Source organism: Aeromonas lusitana, from assembly GCF_002812985.1.
Lineage (GTDB): Bacteria > Pseudomonadota > Gammaproteobacteria > Enterobacterales > Aeromonadaceae > Aeromonas > Aeromonas lusitana.
In genome coordinates, this window is the sequence record NZ_PGCP01000003.1 from 153,684 (window position 1) to 180,672 (window position 26,989).

The window sequence follows — 26,989 nt, forward strand, 5'->3', positions numbered from 1 at the left end:
CGCCCAATGCTGTGCTGGCTGCTGCTCCGCGGTTTTTTGCTCCGCTGCTTTTTGCTCCGCTGCTTTTTGATCTTCTGGGCCTTGCTGGCGACCCAGGTGCTGGCCGCCCCACCCCGGGCCGAGTTGTTACCGGGGGCAAATGAGGGGGACTGGCTGCTCGTCATTGAAGCGGATGGGCAGAGGCGCAGTGAGGAGCTCAGCCTCACCCCCCTGCTGCGCCAGTTTGCGGTGGGCCGGGTGACAATGAGCCGCGTCACCACTGAGGTGAAGAGCCTGACCCGCTGGCAGATCCCGCTGCACCGGGTGGCGAGGGAGGCGAGCCAGGTGCCCTCCTTGTCCCTTGGCGAGGAGCACACCCCCCCATTGCCGCTGTCGGCTTCCCCTTCATCGGATCAGGACCTGGCAGACTCACCGGCTGAGGCGCCTCGACCATCCCCCGTCGAGTTGCAAACCAGCGTGCTGCACCAGGGGCCCCTCTACCCGGGCCAACCCTTCCTCTATCAGCTCACCCTCTGGCTGCCCGACAACATGGAGGCCCCCAACCTGAGCGAGCCGGTGGGCCCTGGCTTTACCATACGACGGCTCGGCAACGATCAGTGGGAGTCGCCGGCGAGCCTGGGCATGCCGGGGCGATTGACCCGAAAATGGCTGCTGCAGGCCAAGATGCCCGGGCTTCACCCACTGGAATCCCCCCGCTTTCAGGGGCGAATGCCCGGTCAGCGAGGAGCAAGTGAATCTTTTTCGGCCAGGGCGGCGACCCAGTTCGTCAAGGTAGACAAGGCGCCAGTGGAGCCGGTGGCGAGCAGCCTGGTGCTGAGCCAGCAATTCATCCCGGCAAGCGGGGTCAAGGTTGGGGAACCTATCATCCGCATCCTGACCCTGGTGATGGAGGGAGGGGATGGCAATCGCGTGCCGCAGCTGGCGATGCCCCCCCTACCTGCCCACATGCAGGCGAAGACTGATGGGGAACAACAGCAGGAGCGTTACGTGGCCAAGGGAGCGCTGCGCTTCGAGCGCCAGTGGCGCCAGGCCTTGACGGCCGATGTTGCGGGCGACTATCCCTTGCCTGCCCTGGATCTGCCCTGGTTCAATACCCAGAGCGGCCAGATTGAGCACGCCCACCTGCCTGCCCAGATCCTGCACTTCGCGCCCGTCCCCGCATCCCCTGCCGATGAGCCCGCCGCCGCTGGCGAGCGGCTGCTCTATTGGGTACTCGCCATTCTGCTGCTGCGCACCCTGTGGCGACACTGGCCACGCTGGCGCGCCTTTTATCGCCTGCAATCCGAACTGGCACAGCGGGAGCCGGACTCGAGCCGCTGGGCCCTGCTGAGCTGGGCGGATCTGCGCTGGGGAGGATCCCATCTACATCTTGCCCACCTGCCCTGTCATTCGGACCCCGCCATCGGGTTCCTGCTCGATGCGCTGGACAGGGCCTGTTTCGCCCCGCCCTCCACCAGCGGTGGCGAGCCCGACTGGCAGGCCCTTGGCAAGGGGCTGTGCGCCTTCGAAACTTTTGCGATAGCCTATAGCCTCAGGAAACTGGCATGGGTGCATAGCTAACCACTGCAAGCCACCTCAGATAAAAAGGAAGCCCAGTCATGGCGTTAGGTTTTTTCAGAAAAAAAAGCTCTGGGACGGGAAAGGATCCCGCGACCACACCGGTCTATGGGGGTATGGCAGACAAACAAACCAAATACGAAGCCCTGGTCCACGCCCTGCATGCAGACATCTACCGCTACGCCTACTGGCTGTGCCGGGATCCGCAGGTCGCCGAAGATCTGGTGCAAGAGACCTTCCTGCGCGCCTGGAAGGCCATCGATACCCTGATCGACGACAAAGCCGCCAAGGCCTGGCTCATCACCATACTTCGGCGGGAGAATGCCAGGCGCTTCGAGCGCAAACAGTTCGATCTCATCGATCTCGATGAGCATCCTCAAAGCGATCAGGATGCCCTGCACAGTGAGCAGGAGATGGAAAATGAATGGCTGAGGCGTCACATCGCCCGCCTGCCCGCCGAATACCAGGAGCCTCTGCTGCTGCAAGTGCTGGGAGGATTCAGCGGCGAGGAGATAGCGGCTCAGCTCGGCCTCAACAAGAACACCGTCATGACCCGGCTGTTTCGGGCTCGCAATCAGATAAAAGAGGCCATGGAGTCAGCAGCACAACAGAGAGGACACACAAATGGATGAGCTTGAGTTTCGCCGTCGGGCCATCGCCCATCCAATGGATCAGGATCCTGCGTTCCTCGACGCGGCAGAGGCTTCCCCTGCCAATCGCAAATATCTGGACGAGATGAAGCAACTGGATCGCCAGCTCCAGCGCACCCTCAAGGTCGAGGTGCCCGCCGGGCTCGCCGAGCGGATCCTGCTCAGACAAGCCGTCGAGGCTGATGACGAGGTCGTGGTGCCGCTGCCGCCCCCGGTGGCACGCACTGGCTGGCGTCCTCTCGCCATCGCGGCTTCGGTCGCCTTCCTGCTGGGCATGAGCACACGCTGGATAAGCTGGCCAGCAGAGGCCCCCGCCGAGTTCTCCCTGGCCCAGGTCGCCATGGCCCATGTCTATGGCGAAGAGCCCTTCATCAAGGGGGTGGACGAGAAGGTGAGCCTGCAGACCATCAACGCCAAGATGGAGAAATACGGCGCCACCCTGATGGACATGGACGGTATGAAGGTGACCTATGTCAACCACTGTGCCTTCTATCAGGGGCCGGCACTGCACATGGTGATCCAGGGCAAGATGGGACCTGTCACCCTGTTCCTGGTGCCCAAGCATGTGCCGCTCACCCTGCAGCCCGAGTTTGAGGATGGTCGCCTCAAGGGGGAGATACTGCCGCTCAAGGGGGCCAACATGGTGCTGATCGGCGACATGCAGGAGCCACTCGCACCGGTTGCGAAGCAGCTGGAGTCCCATCTGCACTGGTCCATTTAACAGACCTTAACCCGGGCTGACTGCCAAATCAGCCGACTCGACACCACAGGCAGACGCGCTCGTTGTCTGCCTGTTCTTCTCAACATCCCGACAATTCCCTGCTTATTGCCTGCCTGAAGTCACAAATCTGCTAATTTATTTGAGCGACACAAACGAAACCAATTGTTTGCAATTCATCCAATAACGGATAAATTCGACTAATAAAACGGCAAGTTAAAACAAATGATTAACACAATGGAAACTTTTATGTATTCTGCTGTCACTGGTCTGATTTCTTACCTCCTACCAGATCCATAGAATCACGCCAGAAGTGAATGGGAAGAAGCTTACATAACAACAGATCTTGTCGTGTATAGCGGCCAAAGAGCCGTGATATCGACAGAAAATCTGCTTACAAGAGAGAACACTATGACAACTGCCTTTTTCAAGAAAAGCCTGATCGCCGCGGCCGTCACTCTGGTCAGTACCCAGACCTTTGCTGCCGCCTTCCAGCTGAACGAGCACTCGGCCTCCGGCCTGGGTCGCGCCTACGCTGGGGAAGCCGCCATCGCGGATAACGCATCCGTGCTGGCCCGCAACCCGGCCGCCATGACCACCTTCGACAAGATGGCGTTCTCTGTGTCCGGCACCTACATCAAGCCTGATGTGGATGTTGAGGGTAACCTTTACGCGGGTCCGCTCAACCGGGGCAATGCCAGCGAGAGCGACATAGCACCGGACGCCTTCGTACCGGCCACCTACTTCATCCAGCCCCTGAACGATCAGTGGGCCTGGGGTCTGGGTCTGTTCTCCAACTACGGTCTCTCCACCGAATACTCCAAAACCTTCCCGGCTGGCGCCGGTGCCGGTGATACCGAGCTGTTGACCTTCAACATCAACCCGAACATCGCTTATCGCATCAACTCCAACTTCAGCATCGGCGCCGGCATCAACGCCGTCTATGCCCAGGCCGAGCTGAACCGCTACGCCGGTGCCCTGGCTGCCGCCATTCCTGGCGCCTCCTCTGACACTCGTCTGGCTCACCTGAAGGGTGATACCTGGGGCTTTGGCTGGAACGTCGGCACCCTGTACGAGATCAACGACAGCAACCGTCTGGCCCTGACCTACCGCTCCCAGGTGGATCTGAGCTTTGACGGCGACTTCCAGGGTGCCACCTCCGGCAACCGTGTGGTCGATGGCAATCTGAAACTGGATCTGCCGGCCCAGGCCGAGTTCGCCGGTTACCACCGTCTGAACCAGCAGTTCGCCGTGCACTACTCCGTCAACTGGACCGACTGGAGCGCCTTCCAGGAGCTCAAGGCCACCAGCAACGGCTGCGCGGGCGGTGTCTGCCTGCAGAAAGACGAGAAGTTCAAGGATGCCATGCGCTACTCCCTGGGCGGTACCTGGTACATCAACCCGGCCTGGGAAGCGCGTCTGGGCTTCGCTTACGACAACAGCCCGATCGAGCCGGAATACCGCAGCCTGAGCATTCCTGACTCCGACCGCGTCTGGTACAGCGCCGGTGCCACCTACCACATCGACCAGAGCATGAGCGTCGATTTCGGCATGGCCTACCTGGACGGCAAGGAAGTGGACGTGAACGAAGGCGTGCGCAGCCACACAGACGCGCTGCGCTGGAAGGGCACCTCCCACGGTAACGCCCTGCTGGCCTCTGCCCAGTTCAACATGAAATTCTGATTTCATTCAGATCAAGAGAGCGCCCAAGGGCGCTCTTTTTTTATACCAAGACTTCATTTCAGCGTACAGATGTAGCAAACAGCTGTACGCTTTTCGTTTTTTATCAGCCTGTTAGACCCTAATCCTCCAGCATTTAATCCCGTTTTGGCCAAGGCCGCCCCGCCCCCGTTGCCTTACTGGTCATACCATATAAAATCCCGCCCCCAACCAAAAAACAGAATGAACCCCAAGTTCATCCCAAGGAAAAGCAATGCTCCCGAACATGAAGCCCTCCCTCATCGCCCTGCTGGTGGTATCGAGCCAGGCCCAGGCGGCCGGTTTCCAGCTGGCGGAACAGTCCGCCACCGGCATGGGCCGCGCCTTTGCCGGTGAGGCGGCCATCGCCGACAATGCCAGCGTGCTGTCACGCAACGCCGCCGCCATGACCCGCTTCGACAGCACCGCCTTCTCCGGTGGCGTCATCTATATCCATCCCGACGTCAACATAGAGGGGACCACCCGGGTGCCGACCGCCATGGGCCCAGTCAGTCTGGATGCGAGCGCCCACGATATCGCCGGGGATGCCTGGGTGCCCAACGCCTATCTCATCATGCCCCTTAACGATCAATGGCGGCTCGGTCTCGCCGCCACCTCCTACTATGGTCTCGGGGTTCAGATGCCGGACAACTACAATGCCGGCCACTTCGGCAATGTCTCCGACATCAAGACCATGGATCTGGGGGTCTCCCTCGCCTATCGCATCAACGAGATGTGGAGCCTCGGCGCCGGCCTCTCCGCCATTCATGGCGAGGGGGAAGTGGGGGGTACCTTCCCGTCCAACAACAAGATAGCCAAGCACCTCAAGGGGGATGGCTGGGCCCTTGGCTGGAATATGGGTGCCCTGCTGGAGCTGTCTGAATCGACCCGCCTCGGTCTCTCCTATCGCCACGACGTCAACCTGACCCTGTCCGGCGATGCCATCGGCACCGATCTGCAGGGGCGTACCTTCACCGACACCGGCAGCCTGGATCTGCCCCTGCCCGCCACCGCGGAGCTGGCGCTGTTTCATCAGCTGACCCCGGCGCTGGCGCTGCATTCGAGCATCAACTGGACCAACTGGAGCAAGTTCGTGCAGCTCGAATCCGAGCTCGATCACTACGGCACCATGCACATCAAGGACGAGCACTGGAACGACAGCTGGCGCTACGCCCTGGGCCTCACCTATCGGCTGGATCCCAAGTGGCAGCTGCGCTCCGGCATTGCCTATGACAGCAGCCCGGTACCCGCCGATCGCCGCACCATCTCGATCCCTGACTCGGATCGGATCTGGTACAGCGCTGGCGTCGGCTACCAGTGGGACAGCAAGCTCTCTCTGGACGTCGGCGTAACCCTGCTCGATGGCAAGAAGGTGGACGTGACCGAAACCATGCAGCTCAAGCCCGGCGTGCCGCAGACCACATCCAGCTTCCAGGGCACCTCGGAAGGGGACGCCTGGCTGGCGGGCCTGCAGCTCAATTACCTGCTCTAATCCGAGCCGGGTGTGACCCAACACTCTGCCAGTTGTTGACCAGTCCAGACCGGTCAAGGCTGGCATAGTGTTTCGCTTCCCCATAGAATCAAGCCAGCACCCATGCTGGAGAGATGCATGTATTCCTATGTAGCAAGGCAGCCCATTCTGGACAGGGAGATGAAAACCCACGCCTATGAGCTGCTGTTTCGCAATAGCCTGGATAATGTGTTTCCCCGCATCTCCGCCCAGCAGGCAACCGCCCGGCTGGTGGCCGAGCAGTTCTTGCAGCAAAACATCGATCAGCTCCTCGGCGGGCGCCCCTGCTTCATCAATTTCCCCCACTCCCTGTTGCTGGAAGGCTTAGCCGAGTGCCTGCCCCAGGACAAGGTGGTGATCGAGATCCTTGAAGACGCGGAGCCGGATGATGCCTTGCTTGCCAAGGTTGTCCAGCTGCATCGCCAGGGCTATCGACTGGCGCTGGACGATTTCACCCTCTCCCCGGCCTGGGAGCGTTTCCTGCCCTATATCCAGATCATCAAGTTCGATCTGCGGGCCACCTCCCTTGCCAGCATAGAGCGCTTCATGGCGAGTCACCGCGCGCTTCCCCTCACCTATCTCGCCGAGAAGGTGGAGGACAAGGGCGAGTTCGAGCGCATGAAGGCGCTGGGGGTCGAACTGTTCCAGGGCTTCTTCTTCAGCCGGCCCGAGATGGTGCAGCAGACCACCATGCAGCCGGCGCAACTGGTCGTCATGCAACTTCTCAACGTGGTCAACCAGCCAGAGCTCGATCTGGATCGGATAGAGCAGCTGCTCAACCAGGATGTCTCCCTCTCTCTCAAGTTGCTGCGCTACGTCAATCACTTGAAGAGCCACCCCCACCCCATCGCCTCGTTTCGCCAGGCGGCGGGCTATCTGGGGCATGCCCAGCTCAAGCGCTTCGTGACCCTGATCGCCGCCACCAGCGCGGGCCACAACAAGAGCGCCGAGCTCTATCAGATGTCCCTCATCCGCGCCCGTTTCTGCGAGCTGCTGGCCCACACCCATGCGCCGACCCAGCAGGCGCAGCAGGCCTTCATCACTGGCCTCTTCTCCCTGCTGGACGTGCTGATGGGGCAACCCCTGGATCAACTGCTCGGCCCCATCCCGCTCACCGGCGAGATCCGCGGCGCCCTGCTCAGCCGCGCGGGCAACCTGGGCTTCTACCTGACGTTTTGTGAAGATTACGAGAATGCGAACTGGCCAAAAGTCACCGCCGGCACAGCCAGGCTCGGCCTCAACGAGGAGAAGGTCAGCAACCTCTATCTGGCCGCCACGGCCTGGGTCAACGAGCAGTTGCACGCCATGGCGGGTGCGGACTAGCGCGGGCCCCCTCTTTCCCGCAAGGCTCCATAAAAAAACGTCCCTCTCGGGACGTTTTGGTTTAGAACAGCATATTGAACTGCACCGAGGCCAGGAAGGCGTTGCCCTCGCGGCTCCCCTCGAAATAGTAGCGATTGTCCGGGCTGTTGTGGGCTATGCCCTCGCGCACCTCGCTCACCTCGCCATCGATGTAGGCCATGCCGAGATCGATGCTCTTGGTCTCATCGAGATGGTAGGTCGCCCCCAGGCTGTACCACCATTTGTCGCTGTCCGGCAGGCTGATGGTGGCGTGCTCGCTCTGCACCGCAGACTCGTCATAGGCGATGCCGGCGCGCGCCTCCCACTCTGGGCTCACATACCAGGTCGCCCCCACCGCGTAGCGCATCGCATCCTGCAACTGCTCGTTCTTGCTGAGGCAAACGCCGCCCGGCAAGGTGCACTGGCTGCTGGTCGCCTCCAGCTGTTCAAAGGCGCTCCAGTCGGTCCACATGATGGAGTAGTGCAGGGCAAGCGCTGGGTTCAGGCGATGGTAGCCGGAGAGCTCGGCGATGGCCGGCATGGGGATCTCCACCTCGGCCTCGGCGCTGGTGCCCGGCACAGTGCCGATGGCACCGTGGTAATCCCCCTCCAGGGTCACGTCTATCTGGGAGCGGTAGGTCAGGGCCAGGCGGTTATGCTCGTTGATCTCAAACAGGGTGCCGACGTTCCAGCCCCAGCCGTTGCCGGCGCCATCGAAGTTCGCCAGGGTCTGGTGGGCACCATTTGCCTCGCCATTGCCATTGACCCTGTCCACGTAACCGGTCGCCAGCGTGTAGTCGATGCCGGCGCCCACGCTCCAGCTCTCATTGATGCGATAGGCGACGCTCGGGTTCAGGTTGACGCTCATCAAGGAGGTCTCTCCCCCCACCAGCCCCGCCATGCCGGACATACGGCTGCCATCGGCCCCGAAGCCATCGTCGAAGCGAGTGCCCAGGCCATAGTTGGTCATCATGGCAAACCCCAGCGCCCACTGGTCGTTGATGGGCTGGATAAGATAGGCGGCGGGGATCACCGCATTGGGGCCGGCATTGCCGTGGCTGGCCTCGCTCGCCCCGAAGGGCCTGACGAACTCCCCCTCCACGCTGTAGTCCGGATCCACCATGGTCGCCGCCACCGAGACGGCGGTCTTGTCGAACATCATCATGGCGGCGGGATTGCGGCCCAGCACGGCGGCGCTGTCGGCGATGGCTCCCTCCCCCGCGAAGGCGCGGCCAAGGCCGGCGGCTGAGTGTTCGTTTATCTGAAAACCGGAGGCGATGGCATCGGGGGCGAGCAGGGTCAGGGTGCTGGCCAGGGTCGTGGCGAGGCGGTACTTGGATTGGGAACTCATCAAGGGATCTCGGTTTCGCCTCCTCATGAGGCGAGCATGGATATCGGCGCGCGGCGCCGGGCGTGAACAGCCGCCGCCATCACTAGGATTGGTGCCCCAGCGGCCTGACGACGTGCACTGGCCGAATGCGCGCAGGCATAGAATAACGGGCGAGCAAGATACCCCATGGATGCTTAATCGAGGCCTAATGAGTCATAGGTTACTGATGGATAACCCAATAACGTGGAGGATGCTTAGACATGGCAGACGAGAGGTGCCGACCTGGGCGCCGGGACAAGTGAGAGGAATGAAGCAAAGAGACAAAGCACTGCATGACATTTATTAAACAGCGATAACTCGCTGATAAAACATCAAAGCGCAGTAATTTATGGATTTAAAACCAACAAAAATTGGCGCACTCCACTGATGGGAGTGCGCCACTTTAACATCTCTTACCGGGGGATCTCGATGGCCATGGCGGTGGCCTCGCCGCCACCGATGCACAGGCTTGCCACTCCCCGCGTCAGGCTGCGGGCCCGCAGGGCGTGGATCAGGGTCACCAGGATGCGGGCGCCACTTGCCCCGAGCGGATGCCCCAGGGCACAGGCACCACCGTTCACGTTCAACTTGTGATGGGGAATGTGGCAGCCCGCCATGGCCAGCATGCTCACCATGGCGAAGGCCTCGTTCACCTCGAACAGGTCAACCTTCTCCACCGACCAGCCGATCCGCGCCAGCAGCTTGTCGATGGCGCCGATGGGGGCGCTGGTGAACTCGGCCGGCAAGGCGGCGTGGCTCTGATAACCCACAATGCGCGCCAGCACAGGCAGCCCCAGCTCGGCCGCCGTCTCGGCGCGCATCAGCACCAGGGCCGCGGCCCCGTCCGAAATGGAGCTCGAATTCGCCGCCGTGATGGTGCCGGTCTTGCTGAACGCGGGCTTGAGGCCGGGTATCTTGTCCGGTCTGGCCTTGCCCGGCTGCTCGTCATCGGCCAGCAATAACTGCTCCCCCGCCAGCACGGGAACGAGCTCGGCCGCGAAGGCGCCACCCTGCTGGGCCGCCAGGGCCCGCTCCAGGGAGCTGATGGCAAACGCATCCATGTCGGCCCGGGTCAGTCCGGCCCGATCGGCGCTGGCCTGGGCGTAGTGGCCCATCAGCTGCCCCTCATAGGCATCCTGCAAGCCGTCGAGGAACAGGTGATCCAGCAGGCTCCCATGGCCCATGCGATAGCCGGTGCGAGCCTTGTCCAGCAGATAAGGGGCCCGGCTCATGCTCTCCATGCCCCCGGCCACCACCACCTTGGCCTCACCGAGGCGCAGGCTGTCTGCGGCCAGCATCACCGTCTTCATGCCGGAGCCACACACCTTGTTGACCGTGGTGCAGGGCGCGCTGTCCGGCAGGCCCGCCCTCCGCGCTGCCTGGCGCGCCGGTGCCTGGCCGAGCCCGGCGCTCAGCACATTGCCCATGTAGACCTCGTCCACCTGCTCACCCTTGAGCCCAGCCGCTTCCATGGCGGCCCTGATGGCACAGGCGCCGAGTTCGGGGGCGCTCAGGGCGCTCAAGGCGCCCTGGAAGGCGCCCATGGGGGTACGCTTGGCCGCTACGATGACAATATCCATTCGTCTTTCACTCCTTTAGTTACATAGGGATAACATATGCCGCCGACGGGGCGGGAACAAGACTTGCGGGGAAGTTGACGTTTGGGTAAGGTGCCAGCCAGCCTTGACAACCAGATGACAACACCATGACCCAAACCAGGGATGACGTGCGGACGTTCAGCATCAGCGAGCTGGCCCGCGAATTTGATGTGACCACCCGCAGCATCCGCTTCTATGAGGATCAGGGGCTGCTGAACCCGACCCGTCAGGGCCAGACCCGGATCTACAGCCGCCAGGACAGGGTACGCCTCAAACTGACCCTGCGCGGCAAGCGCCTGGGCTTCAGCCTGGCGGATATTCGCGACCTGTTCGATCTCTATGACGCGGACAAGAGCAGCCGCACCCAGCTGCAGACCATGCTGGGGCTGGTAGCGGACAAGCGCGAGACCCTGCAGCAGCAACTGGAAGACATCAAGATGGTGTTGCTGGAACTCGAAGCCGCCGAGCAGCGCTGCCAGCAAGCTCTGGCCCAGCTCTAGCCTTCAATCTCATCGCGCCTTTTCTCGAGAACGGCGCCCATAAAAAAGAGGGAAGCGGTTGCTTCCCTCTTTTGCATTCGGTGATAACCACCCCATCAGGCTGTGCCTTTACTCAGGCCTGCTTGCTCCAGCGATCCGGATCGTAATCCGGGCTGTAGCGATCGACGATCACGGCGCAGGCCGCATCGCCTGTGATGTTGAGGGCGGTGCGGATCATGTCGAACAGACGATCCAGCGCGAACAACAGCGGCAAGCCTTCGATGGGAATGCCCGCCGCCAGCAGCACGGCTACCACCAGGAAGCTCGGCCCCGGTACCCCGGCCTGGCCGATGGCCCCCAGGGTGGAGGTGAGTATGATGGCGGCCCAGGCACCGGCGGAGAGATCGATGTTGTAGACCTGGGCGAAGAAGATGGCGACCAGACCGTAATAGATGGCGTTGCCGCTCATGTTGATGGTGGCACCAAGGGGCAGCACGAAGGCGGCGGTGGCGTTGGTCACCTTCAGCTCCTGCTCGCAGGTCTCCATGTTGACCGGCAGGGTCGCCATGGAGGAGGCGGTGGAGAAGGCCACGATCTGCGGCTTCTTCATCGCCGAGAAGTACTTGCGCACAGGCGTGTTGGAGAAGAGCGCGATCAGCAGCGGATAGACCACGAAGCCGAAGATCAGGATGGCGCCCACGTAGACCAGGAACAGCTTGATCACCAGGGTCAGTACGTCGAAGCCGTAGGTACCGATGGCATCGGCCATCAGGCCGAACACCCCGATGGGGGCGATCAGCATCACTTTGTTGATCATCCAGACGAAAGCATCCACCAGGGTGTTGAGCCCGTCGGTGATGGGCTTGGCGCGCTCGCGGGGTTGTTTCGCCAGGGCGATACCGAGGAACATGCAGAACACCAGGATCTGCAAGATGTTCGCCTCGTTCAGGGACTGGAACACGTTGGTCGGGATCATGCCAAGCAGGGTGGCGACGGCATCAGGCAGGGCACCCTTGTCGGCATAGTCACCGGTAAACATGGCGGCCGTGGTGCCAAAATCGACCCCGACGCCGGGTTTGAAGACTTGCCCCATCACCAGCGCCAGCAGGACCGCCAGCGCCGAGGTGCCGAGGAAGAAGGCGAGCGTGGTCGCCCCTATCTTGCCCGCAGCCGGGCTGGCACCCAGGTTGGCGGCTCCGGACAGGATGGCCACCGCCACCAGGGGGATCACCAGCATCTTGATCAGCTGGATGAAGAGAGTACCGAAGGGCGCGAAGACAGTGGCTTGCTCGCCCATGAGCGCGCCGGCCATGGCCCCCAGTATCATGGCAACCACGACCTGGAAGCCAATGTTCTTGATTAATCCTTTTTTAAACACAGAATGTTCCTTAAATGAGCAACTATTGACACTTTCCTAGTGCAATTCACTACCCAGGGTAATAAAGCTGCCTCATTACCCTGAGGTCGCGTTTTATCTCATATTTATTCGCCGTTTAACATCCAGTTTCCTGAACGCAGCGCATTTAACATCTTATTGATAAAATGCAGACTCATAAGATCCATCCTGATTTTTCCCCATTTCACCATGACAAGAGCCGAAAAGGTGTGCTACGTTGACCCGTCAATCATGCATACAGGGAAGAAAAGATGCTGAAAGTTAACGAGTATTTCGATGGAAATGTTAAATCTATCGGTTTCGAGCAGAAAAGCGAGAAAGCCACGGTCGGCGTGATGGATGTGGGTGATTACCTGTTCAACACCGCCGCCCCCGAGCGGATGACGGTGATCAAGGGCGCCCTGCGCATCCAGCTGGCCGATGAAGACGACTGGCACACCTACCGTCAGGGCCAATCCTTTGACGTGGCCGGCCACTCCTCCTTCAAGCTGGAAGTGGAGACACCGACCGCCTATCTGTGCGAGTTCCTCGACTGAGGCGTTCGCCCGCACTGACAAGATCGCCATGAGGTGCCAACCCGGCCCTCGTGGCGCCTTCTCCTCTACCTTTATTTGTGCACCGCTATCACACGCCGCCATTTCCCCTCTTTTCATCGACTACAAAAAATTTACAATGTTTAGACGAAATCCATAATCGGAGTACGTCATGATCAGCGTGTTCGACCTGTTTTCCATCGGGATCGGCCCCTCTTCTTCCCACACTGTGGGGCCAATGCGGGCCGCCTTTGCCTTCGTCAATGCGCTCAAGCAGACAGGACAGCTCCCCCAGACCGATCGGGTCGTCACCGAGTGCTACGGCTCCCTCGGCCAGACCGGCAAGGGCCATGGCACCGGCAAGGCCATCATACTGGGGCTCGCCGGCTTCGAGCCGGAATCCGTCGACATAGAGGGGATCCCGGACTTTCTCAACCAGGTGGAGCACAGCCAGTCCCTGCGCCTTGGCGGTGAGCACCCCAGCCAGTTCCCCCGGGTCGGCGCCATCCTCTTCAACCGGCGCAAGACTCTGCCCGCCCACTCCAACGGCATGACACTGCGCGCCTTCCAGGGCGAAACCCTGCTGTTTGAGCAGACCTACTACTCCATCGGTGGCGGCTTCATCATCGAAGAGAGTCACTTCGCCAACGCCAAGGAGGAGGCGGCCCGCTTCGATGCCGAGCACCCCATTCCCTACCCGTTCGAGAGCGGCGCCGAGCTGCTGGCCCACTGCCAGGAGAGCGGCCTCTCCATCTCAGGACTCATGCTGGCCAACGAGAAGGTGTTTCGCAGCGAGGCCGAGATCAAGATGGGGCTGCGCAAGATCTGGCAGGCGATGCAGGGCTGCGTCGAGCGCGGTTGCCGCAGCGAAGGGGTGCTGCCGGGAGGGCTCAAGGTGAAGCGCCGAGCCCCCATCCTCTATCGTCAGCTCAACGGGGAGACCAATTTCAACAAGGATCCCCTGATGGTGATGGAGTGGGTGGATCTGTTTGCCCTCGCCGTCAACGAGGAGAACGCCGCCGGCGGCCGGGTGGTGACGGCGCCGACCAATGGCGCCGCCGGTATCATCCCCGCCGTGCTGCACTATTACGATCGCTTCGTGCGCAAGGTGGATGACGAGCTCTTGATGCACTATTTCCTCACCGCCGCCGCCATCGGCATCCTCTACAAGAAGAATGCCTCCCTGTCGGGGGCCGAGGTGGGCTGTCAAGGGGAAGTGGGGGTCGCCTGCTCCATGGCCGCCGGTGCCCTGGCCGAGCTGCTTGGCGGCAGCCCGCCCATCGTCGAAAACGCCGCCGAAATAGGCATGGAGCACAACTTGGGGCTGACCTGCGATCCCATCGGCGGCCTGGTGCAGGTGCCCTGCATCGAGCGCAACGCCATGGGAGCGGTCAAGGCGATCAACGCCGCCCGCCTCGCCCTGCGCGGCACCGGCGAGCACAAGGTGTCGCTGGACAAGGTGATCAAGACCATGTGGGAAACCGGCAACGACATGAAGACCAAGTACAAGGAAACCGCCCGTGGCGGACTCGCCGTCAACATCACCGAATGTTAACGTCAGGTAACTTGGCGGCATTTGACACTCATCTACCCGGCTCGTCCGGGTATTTTTTCGCAAAACGTTTGCCAAGCGCTTAACAAAATGGATAACCATCAAAATTAATTTTATACTCGCGCCGTCAATTCAACAAAAATAGATCTGTTTCAACTTTTTTTAGGCATTGAACCGTTACACTAGCGTTATCTGGTTCATTGGCCGTTTGACGACAGACCCGTCCCATGGATCACCCCCTTTCTGCGAGCGGGCATGGCGCCCCCTTCTTACCCTGAGGTAATTGTTACATGATCAGCGTTTTTGATATCTTCAAAATCGGTGTTGGCCCCTCCTCTTCCCACACTGTCGGCCCGATGAAAGCAGCCAAACAGTTCGTGGATGAACTGCGTGCTGGCGGCAAGATCCGTGACATCACCCGGATCCAGGTCGACGTCTATGGTTCCCTCTCCTGGACCGGTAAAGGCCACCACACAGACACCGCCATCATCATGGGTCTGGCCGGTAACCTGCCGGAGAATGTCGACATCGACGGCATCCCCGAATTCATCTCCCGCGTGGAGCAGACCGGTCGTCTGCCCATCGGTCTGCACTGCCATACCGTCAGCTTCCCCCGCGAAGCCATGGTGTTCCACGATGAAGCCCTGCCGCTGCACGAAAACGGCATGAAGCTGACCGCCTTCATCGAAGACGAGGCCGTCTACAGCAAGACCTATTACTCCATCGGCGGTGGCTTCATCGTTGACGAAGAGAACTTCGGCAAGGCCGACAACGGCGACATGTCCGTGCGTTACCCGTTCAAGAGCGCGGCCGAGCTGCTCGCCCATTGTGGCCAGACCGGTCTCTCTGTCTCCGCCCTGATGCTGGAAAACGAGAAGTGCTTCAATACCCCGGAAGAGATCTACAAGAAGCTTGGCAAGATCTGGACCACCATGCGTGAAGGGATCGAGCGCGGCTGCCGCACTGAAGGCGTCCTGGCCGGCCCACTGCGCGTACCGCGCCGTGCCGCTCCCCTCTATCGTCAGCTGACCACCAACGAGAATCTCTCCAACGATCCCATGAACATCGTCGACTGGGTCAACATGTTCGCCCTGGCGGTCAGTGAAGAGAACGCCGCCGGTGGCCGTGTGGTCACGGCGCCGACCAACGGCGCCGCCGGTATCATCCCGGCCGTGCTGGCCTACTACGACAAGTTCATCCAGCCGGTGGGTCGCGACGAGTACACCCGTTTCTACCTGGCCGCCGCTGCCGTTGGCATGCTCTACAAGATGAACGCCTCCATCTCCGGCGCCGAAGTGGGCTGCCAGGGTGAAGTGGGTGTCTCCTGCTCCATGGCCGCCGCCGGTCTGACCGAGCTGATGGGCGGCAGCCCGGAGCATGTGTGTGAAGCCGCCGAGATCGGCATGGAGCACAACCTGGGTCTGACCTGTGATCCGGTCGCGGGTCAGGTGCAGGTGCCCTGCATCGAGCGTAACGCCATCGCCGCCATGAAGGCAGTCAACGCCTCCCGCATGGCCCTGCGTCGCACCTCCAAGCCGCGGGTGTCCCTGGACAAGGTCATCGAGACCATGTACATCACCGGCAAGGACATGGACTCCAAGTACCGTGAGACTTCCCGTGGTGGCCTGGCCATCAAGGTGATGCAGGTTGCCTGCGAATAAGCCGGCACCAGAAATACAAAAAGGCGGGATATGCTCCCGCCTTTTTTATTGCCCGTTATTTCCCAACAAAAGCCCGCATGCGCCGATAAGGTGAAGCGGCGACCTGCTATTTCAGGATACCTGCCCGGCTGAATATCCACGGCTGACGCAAGCTACTGCCTTTATTCCACTGTGATTATTCCGAGATGCGATCCGCCAGGGTCCCCACCGCCACCACGAAATAGGGGGAGCGATTCCAGTGGCGCAGCACCCGATAATTGTCATAGGCGAGATAACTGCGGCCATGGACGTCATCGGGCCGAATGAGGGAAGCCTCCATATCGACCTTTGGCAGTGCCGAGCCATCTTGCTGGCGCACCCCCAGGGCCTGCCAGGCCGAGAGCGGCTTGCGGACCTCGAGCCCCAGCAGCGCCGGGTCGAGGGAGTCCGGTACCCGCACCCGCCGACCCCAGGTCTCATCTTCCCGCCAGCCATTCTGATGGAGATAATTGGCAGCCGAACCAAATACATCCGCAAGATCTCCCCACAGATCCTTTCTGCCATCCCCGTCCTGATCCACCGCGTATTTCAAGAAAGAGGAAGGCATGAATTGCACCTGCCCCATGGCACCCGCCCAGGAGCCTTTAAATGCCGCGGGAGTCAAATGCCCCTGTTCCAGGATCTGCAGGGCATCGAATAACTGCCCCTTGAAGAAGGCCTCTCGCCGCCCTTCCCAGGCGAGGGTGGCCAGGGAGGATATCAGGGGAAAATTGCCGGTCAATTTCCCGAAATTGGTTTCGATGCCCCACAAAGCGACAATAAAACGGGGCTGCACCCCATATTCCCGACCTATTTTCGTGAGCAGCGGCAGATGCTGGCGATATAAGGCTCTCGCCTGATTGACTTTCCATTGGGGCACGGCGCGGGGAATATAGGTATCCAGCGTCAGTTTGAATTCCGGCTGGTTTTTGTCGTGCTTGATGGCGGCCTCGATGAGGCGAATATCGGCAAAGGCGGCCTGTACGGTCGCCGCCGATATCCCGGCCGTGAGCGCCTCTTGCTTGAGTCCGGCCACATACTGTTCGAAGTCGGGACTGGCCTGCAGCGGCGTACTCAATACACCGCCGAGCAATAACAGCGCCAGCCGACCCCGCATCAGGAAGCGGCCTTTAATTGCGCCTTGTGCTGCTCCAGCAAGTTCTCTGGCGGCGGCGGCACCTGCAGATAGAACCCCTGCAGCTTCAGTGCCTCCATCACCTTCTGGGTGGAGGCTATCCCCAAGGGCTTGGCTGGGTCCAATTTGGTCATCAATACCAGTTCGGGACGACCGAAGGTACTCATCAGTGCCTCTGGCACCCGGGAGAAATCCTCTCTTCTTTCAATAAAGAGATAGGTCTCGGCTTTTTTGCGACTTTTATAGACTGCACACAACATGGAACTTGATATAATCCAATCGGTTTATTGCCTCTGATGGTGGCAAACTATAACATCGGAAATTGAATAACAATAACGGATTACCGTCTCGGTTCGGGGAAGATTCATGGTTGAGCGCGATAACGAATTGAAAGGGACTACCTTCACTATTTCTGTGTTGCATCTCAGCGATGGCAATCCGGCCCGGATCCGTCAATTGTTGGCGGCCAAGGTAGCCCTGGCCCCCCAGTTTTTTAATTGTGCCCCCCTCGTCATCAATGTGGAACGGCTCGCGGCGATCCCGGATTTTGAACAACTCAGGGAGTTGGTCGAGTCGGAGGACTTCGTGCTGGTCGGCATCACGGGGGCCAAAGATGAGGCGATGAAGACCGCGGCCAAGGCGGCGGGGCTCGCTGTCATGGTCTCGGGCAAGAGCCGCAAGGCTGAGCCGGAGCCACAGCCAGAACCTGTGCCGGTGCCGGTCAAGGTCGAGGCCCCCGTCGAGGTGGCGCCCGCCCCGCTGGTGCCGAGCAAGGTACACGTGGGCCCGGTGCGCTCCGGCCAACAGATCTATGCCGCCGGCAGCTCGCTGGTGGTACTGGGTTCGGTCAGCCCGGGGGCGGAAGTGCTCGCCGATGACAGCATCCACATTTATGGCGCCCTGCGTGGCAGGGCCATTGCCGGTGCCAAGGGCAACACCCGGGCCCGCATCTATTGTCAGCAATTGCAGGCCGAGCTGCTCTCCATCGCTGGCACCTTCCAGCTGAGCGATGCATTGCCGGCAGGCCTGATCCAAGAGCCAGTCCATATCCGGCTGGACAACGAACAACTCCGTATAGACCGTATCAAATAGAGTTACAAGGAAGCGAGAATGGCGCGAATCATAGTCGTTACATCGGGCAAAGGCGGCGTTGGCAAGACTACCACCAGCGCAGCCCTGAGCACCGGTTTGGCTCAACGTGGCCACAAGACAGTGGTCATCGATTTTGACATTGGCCTGAGAAATCTGGATCTCATCATGGGCTGCGAGCGGCGCGTGGTGTACGACTTCGTCAACGTGATCAATGGTGAGGCCAACCTCAACCAGGCGCTGATCAAAGACAAGCGCTCCGAGAATCTGTTCATCCTGCCCGCCTCCCAGACCCGGGACAAGGACGCGCTGACCCGCGAAGGGGTCGAGAAGATCCTGGATCAGCTGACCGAGATGAAGTTCGACTACATCGTTTGCGACTCCCCGGCCGGTATCGAATCCGGTGCCCTGATGGCGCTCTACTTCGCCGACGAGGCCATCGTCACCACCAACCCGGAAGTCTCGTCCGTGCGTGATTCGGATCGCATCCTCGGCATCCTGGCCTCCAAGTCCCGCCGCGCCGAGCGTGGTGAAGACCCCATCAAGGAGCATCTGCTGCTGACCCGCTACTGCCCGACCCGCGTCAACCGTGGCGACATGCTGAGCGTGCAGGATGTGCAGGAGATCCTGGCCATCAAACTGCTCGGGGTGATCCCGGAATCCCAGGCGGTGCTGCGCGCCTCCAACTCGGGGGAGCCGGTCATTCTGGACAAGGAGTCCGATGCCGGTCAGGCCTACGAAGATGCGGTCTCGCGTCTGCTGGGCGACAGCAAGGATTTTCGTTTTCTGGAAGAAGAAAAGAAGGGCTTCTTTAGCCGACTGTTCGGGAGTTAAACATGTCATTATTGGATTATTTTCGTTCCAACAAGAAACAAAGCACCGCACAACTGGCCAAAGAGCGGTTGCAGATCATAGTCGCCCACGAGCGTTCATCCAGAGGGGGGCCGGATTACCTGCCCCAACTCAAGCAGGATCTGCTCGACGTGATCCGCAAGTATGTGCAGATCGACCCGGACAAGATCACCGTCCAGCTCGATAAGAAGAGTGACGAGCTGTCGGTACTGGAGCTCAATATCACCTTCGCCGACGACAAGAAGGGATGAGCTGACGCCCCATGCGTGACCCCTTCCCCCAATGAAGACCGGATCCTTTCGCAGGATCCGGTTTTTTATTATCTCAAATCCGGCCAGCACGCTGCTGTGGCTCGCCAAGGAAGCAGGGGCCAGCTAGAATAGCGCCCGCCACCGTTCGCTCACGATGGGGCTTCTTATTCTTATTCTCTGGAACAGATGACTTATGTCTTTGAATGACGAAATGCACAGCGTCGAGGAACTGCTCGAAACCGCCCTCGAACTCTTTATGGAGCTGGCCTCCGACAACCTGCCTGAGCAGGAGATCGCCCTGTTCAACCAGGAGTTCAACAGCCGCGGCCTGCTGGCAGAGAGCGACCCGGCCGATGACTGGGAAGCGGACGTCGGTTTTGCCGTGAGCGATGAAGAGTATGCCGAGATCTGGGTCGGCCTTGGCAACGCAGAAGAAGAGTATGAGCACCTGTTCGCCCGCATGCTGCTCTCCCGCCGTGTCGACGAGAAGTTCTGCCACATCGAATGGCTACCCCAATAATTCCCGACCCCGATGATCCTGGCCAGTATGCCTGGGAGTCCGAGCCTGAACCGAAACGGCCGGCGCTGATGCGCCGGCTGCTGGGCTTGCTCGCAAAGTTGCTACTGGCCGCCCTGCTCAGCACCCTGGTCTCCGTGGTGCTGCTGCGCTTTATCGACCCGCCCATGTGGACCTGGCGCATCGAGCGGGCCCTGTTCCCGCCTGCCAAGATAGCCGAAGTCAAACACGACTGGGTGCCGCTTGAGCAGATTTCAAACGAGCTGCAGCTCGCGGTGATCGCCGCCGAAGATCAGCGCTTCGCCGAGCACAACGGCTTTGACATGGATGCCATCAGCTCGGCCCTCAAGCACAATCAACGCAGTGAACGGGTGCGCGGCGCCAGCACCCTGAGCCAGCAGACGGCGAAGAACCTCTTCATGTGGAGCGATCGCAGCTTCGTGCGCAAAGGCATAGAGGCCTGGTTCACCCTGCTGATGGAGCTGGGCTGGGACAAGTCCCGCATCCTCGAGGTGTACCTGAATATCGTGGAGTTCGGCCCCGGCATCTATGGCGCCGAGGCCGCCGCGCGGCACTACTTTGGCAAGCCGGCGGCCCGCTTGACCCGCTACGAGGCTTCATTGCTCGCCGCCGCCCTGCCCAATCCCTGGCGCTATCGGGTCAATCCACCCTCCCCCTATGTACAGCAGCGCTCGGCCTGGATCCGCCGCCAGATGAGCCAACTCGGTCAAGTCACCCTGAACCGGGTGCACGAGGCAGGCTAGCCCTTCTTGCCGGCGGAGTCCACCGCCGGCCCCAGATGACCGCCGACAACCTCCCGGTGCAGGGGCAGATAGTGCCACCACCAGGTCTCCCGCCGCCGCTTGATCTGCCGTCTGTGCTGTCGTCGTTTCATGCTGCACTGCCTTCTCACCTCGCCGCATGACGCGGCTTCGTTAACCTTACCCCCAGATCCTGGCATTGGACAGGGCCACAAGCCCCAGCCCCGATCTGGCCGCCATCCCCAATAATTGCTACAGTGGCGAACCTGGATGTATCTGGAGTGATTTCATGGAACAACGCAGCCCGGATCAGCTGGTCGAGTGGGCCTATGATCAGTTTCTTGAGCAGGCCGCCGATATGCTGGCCCCCGAACAAATTGTCGACATCACCCTCGAGTTCGAGCAGCGTGGCGCCGTCGAGGCGACCCTGCCCAACGCCGACTGGTCGCGGGAGCTCGGTGTGCCGGTCGACATGGAGCGCTGGGCCGAGGTGTGGGTCGGCTTGCTGGACCATCAGGAGGAGTTTGAGGTGATCTACGCCACCTTCCTGTTGCCCCGCGATCGGACGGAGCACGAGGTCCATGTGCGCTGGCACCGCCAGCAGCAGGCATAAGAAAGGCGCCCCAGGGCGCCGTTCTCGTTTCTGAATGTCTGCGGCCGACTCAGGGCCGGGCGGCGATCGCCTTGGCCAGGCAGCGGCGACACCAGCAAGAACTCACCTCGCTCATGGGCAAGGCGGGCAACTGGCTACACCAGCAGGCCGAGATACTCTCCCCCGCTGACACGGCGCAAAACGCCGGCTCGCCACAGCCAGGGCAGACATGGGTGCTGCGGGTCCCGTCCAGCTCGGCCATGCGCGCCAGCTGGGCCTCGCTGTCCATGGCGGACCACTGGCCTATCTCGGTCAGGGTGCGACCACAGCCGAGACAGAGCCCGTCCCTGGCCCGGCAGTCACCGACGCAAGGGCTCGGCACTTATGCCTCGCGCCCTTCACTGCCATCGGTTTTGCCCGCATCCACCAGGCGGATGCTGTGCTCTTCGATGACAATCTTGCCCTGCTTGTAGAGGCCGCCGATGGCTTTCTTGAAGGTGCCCTTGCTCATGTTGAACATCTTGTAGATGAGCTCGGGTTCGCTCTTGTCACCCACCGCCAAGCTGCCACCCTGCTTTTGCAGACGGGTCAGGATACGGCCACCGGCATCGTCCATCCGATCCAGCCCAGGCTTTTGCAGGGTCAGATCCAGCTTGCCGTCGTCACGCACCTGCTTGACCCAGGCGGTCAGCGGCCGGCCCGTCATCACCCGGCCGAACACCTCGTTCTTGAACAGCATGCCGGAGTACTTGCCATTGACCACCGCCTTGATGCCGAGCGGGGTGTGTTCACCGGGCAGGGCAGTCACTTCATCACCGGCCTTGAAGGGCGGGTTATGGATGCTGAGGAAACGCTCCAGGCGGCTGGTGCCCACCATGCGGCCCTCGTTGTCCAGCATCAGGTGCACCAGATAGACGTGACCCACCTGCATCGGCTTGTTCTGCTCGCGGCTTGGCACGAACAGATCCTTTTTCATGCCCCAGTCGAGGAAGGCGCCTATCTTGTTGGCGTTGACCACCTTGAGACCGGCGATGTCACCCACCATGGCAAACGGCTTGTCGGTGGTGATCACCGGCTCGCAATCCGCATCCAGATAGAGGAAGACAGGCACCTCGCTCCCTTCGGCCACGCCTTCCGGCAGCTGACGCTTGGGCAACAGCAGCTCGCCATACTCTTCGCCCGCGGCCAGCCAGGCGCCGCGCTCTTCGAGTTCAACGACGGTGAGGGTGTTCATCTTGCCAATCTGTAACATGGTGATCTCTTCTTTCAATATCCGGATGGGCCAGCCTATCAGGCCCGTCAAAAGGTGCGCAGCGCCCCTGTCAGCCCGTGGTCGGTGACAGCCAGCGTCATTTTTCATGCAGGCGCGCATGTTACCCCAGAGCCGTGACAGGACCTAGCCCCTTGCCCAATCCCTTGCACGATTTTCCCCACAAGCCGGCGGCTCAGTGGCGATTTTAGCAGCATTCGGTCCGCCGTTTGCTGCATATGACCCCATTTTTGGGTAGACTACGCCGCCGTAAAATCCAGAGGAAGCGCCGATGAACCCAGCCACCCGCACCCGTCATCTCAATCAGTGGATCCAGCACCAGAGCGGACAGGACATGAGCTACCCGGCCCTGCACGGCTTTCTCTGCGCCCGTCTGGTGGGGCCTGTGGCCCCCGATTGGCAGGCTCCCCTTGCTGGCATGCTGCCCGATGGCCATGAGCCGGACGCGCAGACGGCGGCGGCCCTTTCGCACCTTATCGACGAGCTGGAAGCCCTGGCCGATGCGGGCCAGCTGACGCTGCCGAGTCAGTGCCGTCTCTCCACCGAGACGCCGGAGCAGGTCTTCCAGCAGACTCACCCCCTCGGCCAGTGGAGCTATGGCTTCAGTCAGGGGCTGGCCGGCTGGCCCACCCCCACCGACTTGAACGATCCCCTGACCCAATTGCGTTTCAGCCTGGCCGCCGAGCTGTGCCTGTTTCGCGATCTGCCCATGGCGCGCATGCTGCACCAGGCGGCGGGCAGTGACCTGCCCTTCATGGAGTTTTGCAAGCGTCAGCGCCAACAGATGAAGACGGCCCTCAATCGCCTGCTGACCCTGGAGCAGAGCCAGGCTCCGGTGGCGGCGGCACCCGAGCAAGAGAGCGAGCAGACCCGCCAGTGGCAGCAGTGGTTCGAGCAGGCGGCGGCCTGCCGTGAGCCTCAAAAGCGCCTCGGCTGGTTTGAGAAGATAGTCGCGGATGCCACTCCCCTGTTCGATGACGCCTTCTGGCAAGGCACGGCCGGCCATGGCTGGGGCGCCGAACAGGCGCGTCCCCTGCTGGCGGCCAGGGCAGGTAGCGCCGACTGCCTGCTGCAACTGGGGCAGCTTGCCGAGGCACGGGCCGAATACCAGGCACTGCTGACACTGTGCGTGGCCGATGAACCGGGCTGCCGTCACCCCCTCTCCAGCCTCTATGTCCGCCAAGGGGATTGGGCGGCGCTACGCGCCCTGCTGGTGCGCTTCGATGAAGCCTCCTGCTGGCTGCGCTACAACCAGGCACTGATGGTATTTGCCCAGGACGGGGAAGCGGCGGCGGCCCCCCATCTGGCCGCCGCCATCCGGGCCAATCCCCATGTTCCCGCCTGCTTGCTGGGTCAACGCAAGCTGCCAAAGCAGGAGCCGCAGCACTGGCAAGGGGGCAGCCGGGACGAGGCCGTGCTCTATGCGCTGCAGAGCAAACCGGCCTGGTTTGAGCACAATGCCTTGATCTGGTTACGAAAAAGCATGGTCACAAAGGCCAATTGAAACCTTTAAAACTTTTTTCGTGGCCCAACACGTGCGCGAACGCACATTTTTCTGGTGCTTGTTCAGACAAAAGTCCTTGTGTTACGTATCATCAAGTTCAAAGTATCAAGAGAAACTGCACCCGATGCAGCCGTCACAGCAGGATGTCATATGTCAAAGATCATAGAGCTGCTCGCTCACTATCCCCCTTACCAGCTGGTCCATGCCGCTGAGATGGTGCGCGATACCTTTGAACAGTTTTACCAGCAACGCTACCAGCTGACGGTGCCCCAATGGCGCCTGATGATGGTGCTCGGCCCCAACTACCCCATCAGCCAGAAAGAGCTGGTAGAGGCGAGCGGGATGGACAAGGTACGGATCTCCCGCGAAATTCACCGCCTGGTGGAGAAAGGCATCTTGTTCACCGAGAGCAGTCCCCAGGACAAGCGCATCAGCCTGGTCTCCTTCACCCACGCCGGGCTGGTCCTGTTCCAGCAGCTCAAGACCGAAGCGGGCAGCTGGCAACACACCCTCACCGACTACCTGCCGAGCGAGGCGCGGGAAACCATCCGCCTGCACCTGCAGAGCGTGAGCGACGCCATCGAGCAGCTGCACCTGCTGGATCAGGAGCAACAGCCATGAATCTGAAGAACTTCGCTACTATGGACGTCAACATGCTGCTGAGCCTGATCAACATGCAGCTGCGTGATCGCTACGATGATCTGGACGATCTCTGCAAGGCGCAGGATCTCGACAAGGCGGCTCTGGAAGCCCGCCTCGCCAGCGGTGATTTTCACTACCAGGCTGATCAAAAACAGTTCAGATAGGGATCCGGATCACAAGCTGTCCCGTGGGACTGGCTCTGGCGGCAAAAGCTGCTAAGGTGAGAGCAACCCGATGTCGAGTCGCGGCCTGAGGTATGGATACATCAGGCTGTCACACTCGGCGGTTAGCATCACCCCAGCACCATCAGCCAAGGACGACCCCATGATCTTGACCCGACAGACCAGCCTGATCATCATCAGTGCCCTCTTCACGATCAGCCTCTTCTCCCCCCAATTGCCCGACAGCACAGAGCAGTGGCTCAGCAGCCTGCTGCTGGGATCCCTGGTGGCTGTCTGTTTGATGCTGGTCAGCGGTTGTCGCCACTTCCTGCAGGAGTGACTCGGCCCTGAAAGCTACAAAAAAATAACGCAGCCCTCGGGCTGCGTTGTTGTTTCTGTCTGGCAGAGTGCGGGCGCGTTAGATAGCCAGGGCTTCCAGCTGCTCCTTGGCCTGCTCGATGCCCTTGGCCTGGGCATCCGGGCCCATGCCCATGCCTTCGGCGTAGATGAAGTCTACGTCCTTGATGCCGATGAAGCCGAGCACGGTGCGCATGTACGGGGTCACCAGATCGGTGGCGGCGCCGACGTGCATGCCGCCGCGGGGACTAACCACCAGGGCGCGGGTGTTTTCCACCAGACCGACCGGGCCTGTCTCGGTGTAACGGAAGGTCACGCCAGCACGAGCCACCAGATCAATCCAGTTTTTCAGCTGGGTCGGGATGTTGAAGTTGTACATGGGAGCAGCAATCACTACCAGATCGCTTGCTTTGAGTTCGGCAACCAGCTCGTCGGACTGGGCCAGTACGGCCAGCTGACGCTCGCTCAGGTTCTCACCACCGCGCAGACCGAAGGCCAGCTCGCCATCCAGCACCGGCAGGTTCAGGGCAGCCAGGTCACGCACCTGGATGTTGTCATCCTGGTGATCGGCCAGGAAGCCGTCGATCAGGGCGTTGGATTGGGAATATTCACCCAGGATGCTGGACTTGAGTACGAGGATGTTGGCCATGGTAAGACTCCATTTGGTTATCAATTGGACAGTCGCACTGTCGATGGAGGTCACTATAAACACTGGCTTGCAGCCCTGATAGCGAAAATAGATGCTTAACTTGTTCAAAAAATTTGATGAGTGGGCATTTCTTCGCCAGAGCGGTACTCGCCAAGCACCCTGCCCTTGGCAGAACAAACGATTGCCGTTATGATCCGCGGCACTTTTTTGCATGACCCCGGATCCCATGGAACCCTCACGCAGGCACTCTCCCTTTGCCGGCGCCGTCTGGATGATGGTGGCAGGCCTCTGCTTCGCCGCCGTCAACAGCCTGAGCCAGTACGTCAGCTTCACCCTCGGCCTCGCCTCCACCCAGGTCGCCTTTCACCAGTACCTGATCGCCCTGATCTGCCTGCTGCCTTGGCTCATCCGCCACGGTCTGCGCCAATCCCTGATGACAAATCAGTTGCGAATGCACCTGCTGCGGGTGCTGCTGGCGGTCATCGGCATCCAGTTCTGGCTGTGGGCGCTGGCGGTGCCCATCCCCATCTGGCAGGGTATCGCCCTGCTGATGACCTCGCCGCTGTTTGCCACCCTGGGTTCTGCCCTGCTGCTCAAGGAGCAGGTGAGCCGGGCCCGCATTCTCGCAACCCTGGCGGGCTTTGCCGGCGCCATGCTGATCCTGGCCCCCTGGACCGATGACTTCAGCTGGGCCTCCCTGCTGCCGGTGGCGGCCGCCCTGTTCTGGGCCGGTTACTCCCTGCTGGTGCGTTATCAGGCGGCGAGCGAGTCGTCCCACACCATCGTCGTCTACCTGCTCATCTTCAGCACCCCGTTCAACGCCATGCTGGCGCTGCCGGAGTGGCAGTGGCCGAGCGAGACCCAGTGGCTGCTGGTGGCGGCCTCCGGCGTGCTGTCGGCCCTGGCCCAGATGTCCATCGCCCGCGCCTACAGCGTGGCCGAGGCGTCGTTTGTGCAGCCGTTCGATTTCGCCAAGCTGCCCATGAACGTGCTGGCAGGCTGGCTGGTGTTTGGCTGGGCCCCCCCGGGCCGATTGTGGCTCGGCGCCGCCATCATCATAGGCGCCATCACGCTGCTGACGCATCTCGAGCAGCGCGCTCACAAATCCGTTTCCTGAGGTACGCCATGC

General features: G+C 61.0%; 30 protein-coding genes. 21 read left to right on the forward strand and 9 right to left on the reverse strand.

All coding sequences use genetic code 11. The features are described 5' to 3' along the window. Positions 1-6 precede the first annotated feature (6 nt). From CUC44_RS02230 to CUC44_RS02255, 6 genes are all read left to right on the forward strand, one after another. Positions 7-1,560, forward strand: coding sequence for a BatD family protein (locus CUC44_RS02230; protein WP_100858376.1), 1,554 nt, complete (start codon positions 7-9; stop codon positions 1,558-1,560). 38 nt (positions 1,561-1,598) lie between these two features. Then, on the forward strand, positions 1,599-2,189 hold the full coding sequence (locus CUC44_RS02235; protein WP_100858377.1) for a sigma-70 family RNA polymerase sigma factor: 591 nt from the start codon (positions 1,599-1,601) through the stop codon (positions 2,187-2,189). After that, a complete protein-coding gene (locus CUC44_RS02240) occupies positions 2,182-2,928 on the forward strand; it encodes a DUF3379 domain-containing protein (protein ID WP_100858378.1) in 747 nt (248 codons plus the stop codon). Before CUC44_RS02235 ends, CUC44_RS02240 begins: the two co-directional genes overlap by 8 nt. 408 nt (positions 2,929-3,336) lie before the next feature. After that, the gene (locus CUC44_RS02245) at positions 3,337-4,608 is read left to right on the forward strand and encodes an outer membrane protein transport protein (protein ID WP_100858379.1); all 1,272 of its coding nucleotides are present in this window, start codon (positions 3,337-3,339) and stop codon (positions 4,606-4,608) included. Between the two features lie 250 nt (positions 4,609-4,858). Further along, positions 4,859-6,115 (forward strand): outer membrane protein transport protein, encoded by a 1,257-nt coding sequence (locus CUC44_RS02250; RefSeq protein ID WP_100858380.1) that lies wholly within the window; start codon positions 4,859-4,861, stop codon positions 6,113-6,115. A 117-nt stretch (positions 6,116-6,232) separates the two neighbouring features. Continuing rightward, positions 6,233-7,456: an EAL and HDOD domain-containing protein gene (locus CUC44_RS02255; protein WP_100858381.1), complete on the forward strand. Its 1,224-nt coding sequence runs from the start codon at positions 6,233-6,235 to the stop codon at positions 7,454-7,456. A gap of 61 nt (positions 7,457-7,517) precedes the next feature. On the opposite strand, the gene CUC44_RS02260 is transcribed toward CUC44_RS02255, so the two are convergent. Continuing rightward, positions 7,518-8,825, reverse strand: coding sequence for an outer membrane protein transport protein (locus tag CUC44_RS02260; RefSeq protein ID WP_100858382.1), 1,308 nt, complete (start codon positions 8,823-8,825; stop codon positions 7,518-7,520). 431 nt (positions 8,826-9,256) lie between these two features. Next, positions 9,257-10,423, reverse strand: coding sequence for an acetyl-CoA C-acyltransferase (locus CUC44_RS02265; RefSeq protein WP_100858383.1), 1,167 nt, complete (start codon positions 10,421-10,423; stop codon positions 9,257-9,259). A gap of 125 nt (positions 10,424-10,548) precedes the next feature. Here CUC44_RS02265 and CUC44_RS02270 point away from each other — a divergent pair, with 125 nt between their 5' ends. Further along, positions 10,549-10,941, forward strand: coding sequence for a MerR family transcriptional regulator (locus CUC44_RS02270; RefSeq protein WP_100858384.1), 393 nt, complete (start codon positions 10,549-10,551; stop codon positions 10,939-10,941). 112 nt (positions 10,942-11,053) lie between these two features. Here the strand turns inward: CUC44_RS02270 and CUC44_RS02275 are convergent, their stop codons facing one another. Next, on the reverse strand, positions 11,054-12,298 hold the full coding sequence (locus CUC44_RS02275) for a dicarboxylate/amino acid:cation symporter (protein ID WP_100858385.1): 1,245 nt from the start codon (positions 12,296-12,298) through the stop codon (positions 11,054-11,056). A 269-nt stretch (positions 12,299-12,567) separates the two neighbouring features. Between CUC44_RS02275 and ppnP the strand changes: the two genes are divergently transcribed. The 3 genes from ppnP to CUC44_RS02295 all read left to right on the forward strand — a co-directional run bounded on the left by ppnP (position 12,568) and on the right by CUC44_RS02295 (position 16,062). Next, complete coding sequence (gene ppnP, locus CUC44_RS02280; RefSeq protein ID WP_100858386.1) at positions 12,568-12,852, forward strand: pyrimidine/purine nucleoside phosphorylase; 285 nt, start codon at positions 12,568-12,570, stop codon at positions 12,850-12,852. Positions 12,853-13,021: 169 nt separating this feature from the next. Further along, positions 13,022-14,404: an L-serine ammonia-lyase gene (locus tag CUC44_RS02285; RefSeq protein ID WP_100858387.1), complete on the forward strand. Its 1,383-nt coding sequence runs from the start codon at positions 13,022-13,024 to the stop codon at positions 14,402-14,404. A 287-nt stretch (positions 14,405-14,691) separates the two neighbouring features. After that, positions 14,692-16,062: an L-serine ammonia-lyase gene (locus tag CUC44_RS02295; RefSeq protein WP_100858388.1), complete on the forward strand. Its 1,371-nt coding sequence runs from the start codon at positions 14,692-14,694 to the stop codon at positions 16,060-16,062. A 175-nt stretch (positions 16,063-16,237) separates the two neighbouring features. Here CUC44_RS02295 and CUC44_RS02300 read toward each other — a convergent pair whose 3' ends face one another. Beyond that, the gene (locus CUC44_RS02300) at positions 16,238-17,197 is read right to left on the reverse strand and encodes a lytic murein transglycosylase (RefSeq protein WP_100858389.1); all 960 of its coding nucleotides are present in this window, start codon (positions 17,195-17,197) and stop codon (positions 16,238-16,240) included. Further along, on the reverse strand, positions 17,197-17,475 hold the full coding sequence (locus tag CUC44_RS02305) for a YcgL domain-containing protein (protein WP_100858390.1): 279 nt from the start codon (positions 17,473-17,475) through the stop codon (positions 17,197-17,199). The genes CUC44_RS02300 and CUC44_RS02305 overlap by 1 nt, the downstream gene beginning before the upstream one ends. A gap of 106 nt (positions 17,476-17,581) precedes the next feature. Between CUC44_RS02305 and minC the strand changes: the two genes are divergently transcribed. The 5 genes from minC (at position 17,582) to mtgA (ending at position 20,688) form a co-directional block, all read left to right on the forward strand. Further along, complete coding sequence (gene minC, locus CUC44_RS02310; protein ID WP_100858391.1) at positions 17,582-18,307, forward strand: septum site-determining protein MinC; 726 nt, start codon at positions 17,582-17,584, stop codon at positions 18,305-18,307. 18 nt (positions 18,308-18,325) lie between these two features. Then, complete coding sequence (gene minD / locus CUC44_RS02315) at positions 18,326-19,138, forward strand: septum site-determining protein MinD (RefSeq protein WP_100858392.1); 813 nt, start codon at positions 18,326-18,328, stop codon at positions 19,136-19,138. 2 nt (positions 19,139-19,140) lie between these two features. Beyond that, positions 19,141-19,407: a cell division topological specificity factor MinE gene (minE, locus tag CUC44_RS02320; RefSeq protein ID WP_100858393.1), complete on the forward strand. Its 267-nt coding sequence runs from the start codon at positions 19,141-19,143 to the stop codon at positions 19,405-19,407. Between the two features lie 193 nt (positions 19,408-19,600). Continuing rightward, positions 19,601-19,927 carry an HI1450 family dsDNA-mimic protein gene (locus CUC44_RS02325; RefSeq protein ID WP_167388746.1) on the forward strand — a complete coding sequence of 109 codons (327 nt, stop codon included), beginning with the start codon at positions 19,601-19,603 and terminating at the stop codon, positions 19,925-19,927. After that, positions 19,912-20,688 carry a monofunctional biosynthetic peptidoglycan transglycosylase gene (gene mtgA, locus CUC44_RS02330; RefSeq protein WP_167388747.1) on the forward strand — a complete coding sequence of 259 codons (777 nt, stop codon included), beginning with the start codon at positions 19,912-19,914 and terminating at the stop codon, positions 20,686-20,688. The genes CUC44_RS02325 and mtgA overlap by 16 nt, the downstream gene beginning before the upstream one ends. Here the strand turns inward: mtgA and CUC44_RS21370 are convergent. After that, positions 20,685-20,819: a hypothetical protein gene (locus CUC44_RS21370; protein ID WP_279627810.1), complete on the reverse strand. Its 135-nt coding sequence runs from the start codon at positions 20,817-20,819 to the stop codon at positions 20,685-20,687. The two genes, mtgA and CUC44_RS21370, sit on opposite strands and share 4 nt — an antisense overlap. 155 nt (positions 20,820-20,974) lie before the next feature. Between CUC44_RS21370 and CUC44_RS02335 the strand changes: the two genes are divergently transcribed. Next, positions 20,975-21,298: an HI1450 family dsDNA-mimic protein gene (locus CUC44_RS02335; RefSeq protein WP_100858396.1), complete on the forward strand. Its 324-nt coding sequence runs from the start codon at positions 20,975-20,977 to the stop codon at positions 21,296-21,298. A gap of 49 nt (positions 21,299-21,347) precedes the next feature. On the opposite strand, the gene CUC44_RS02340 is transcribed toward CUC44_RS02335, so the two are convergent. Continuing rightward, on the reverse strand, positions 21,348-21,659 hold the full coding sequence (locus CUC44_RS02340; protein ID WP_100858397.1) for a DUF1289 domain-containing protein: 312 nt from the start codon (positions 21,657-21,659) through the stop codon (positions 21,348-21,350). Further along, the gene (locus tag CUC44_RS02345; protein WP_100858537.1) at positions 21,660-22,547 is read right to left on the reverse strand and encodes a CvfB family protein; all 888 of its coding nucleotides are present in this window, start codon (positions 22,545-22,547) and stop codon (positions 21,660-21,662) included. It abuts the gene before it with no gap. 271 nt (positions 22,548-22,818) lie between these two features. Between CUC44_RS02345 and CUC44_RS02350 the strand changes: the two genes are divergently transcribed. The 4 genes from CUC44_RS02350 (at position 22,819) to CUC44_RS21075 (ending at position 25,194) form a co-directional block, all read left to right on the forward strand. Continuing rightward, on the forward strand, positions 22,819-24,051 hold the full coding sequence (locus CUC44_RS02350; RefSeq protein WP_100858398.1) for a UPF0149 family protein: 1,233 nt from the start codon (positions 22,819-22,821) through the stop codon (positions 24,049-24,051). Between the two features lie 150 nt (positions 24,052-24,201). Beyond that, complete coding sequence (locus CUC44_RS02355; protein WP_167388748.1) at positions 24,202-24,672, forward strand: MarR family winged helix-turn-helix transcriptional regulator; 471 nt, start codon at positions 24,202-24,204, stop codon at positions 24,670-24,672. After that, positions 24,669-24,857 (forward strand): DUF4250 domain-containing protein, encoded by a 189-nt coding sequence (locus CUC44_RS02360; protein ID WP_100858400.1) that lies wholly within the window; start codon positions 24,669-24,671, stop codon positions 24,855-24,857. The genes CUC44_RS02355 and CUC44_RS02360 overlap by 4 nt, the downstream gene beginning before the upstream one ends. Positions 24,858-25,017: 160 nt before the next feature. Continuing rightward, the gene (locus CUC44_RS21075; protein WP_167388749.1) at positions 25,018-25,194 is read left to right on the forward strand and encodes a hypothetical protein; all 177 of its coding nucleotides are present in this window, start codon (positions 25,018-25,020) and stop codon (positions 25,192-25,194) included. Positions 25,195-25,272: 78 nt separating this feature from the next. On the opposite strand, the gene CUC44_RS02365 is transcribed toward CUC44_RS21075, so the two are convergent. Further along, positions 25,273-25,860, reverse strand: coding sequence for an FMN-dependent NADH-azoreductase (locus tag CUC44_RS02365; protein ID WP_167388750.1), 588 nt, complete (start codon positions 25,858-25,860; stop codon positions 25,273-25,275). A 226-nt stretch (positions 25,861-26,086) separates the two neighbouring features. Between CUC44_RS02365 and CUC44_RS02370 the strand changes: the two genes are divergently transcribed. Then, on the forward strand, positions 26,087-26,977 hold the full coding sequence (locus tag CUC44_RS02370; RefSeq protein WP_167388751.1) for a DMT family transporter: 891 nt from the start codon (positions 26,087-26,089) through the stop codon (positions 26,975-26,977). Positions 26,978-26,989: the final 12 nt, after the last annotated feature.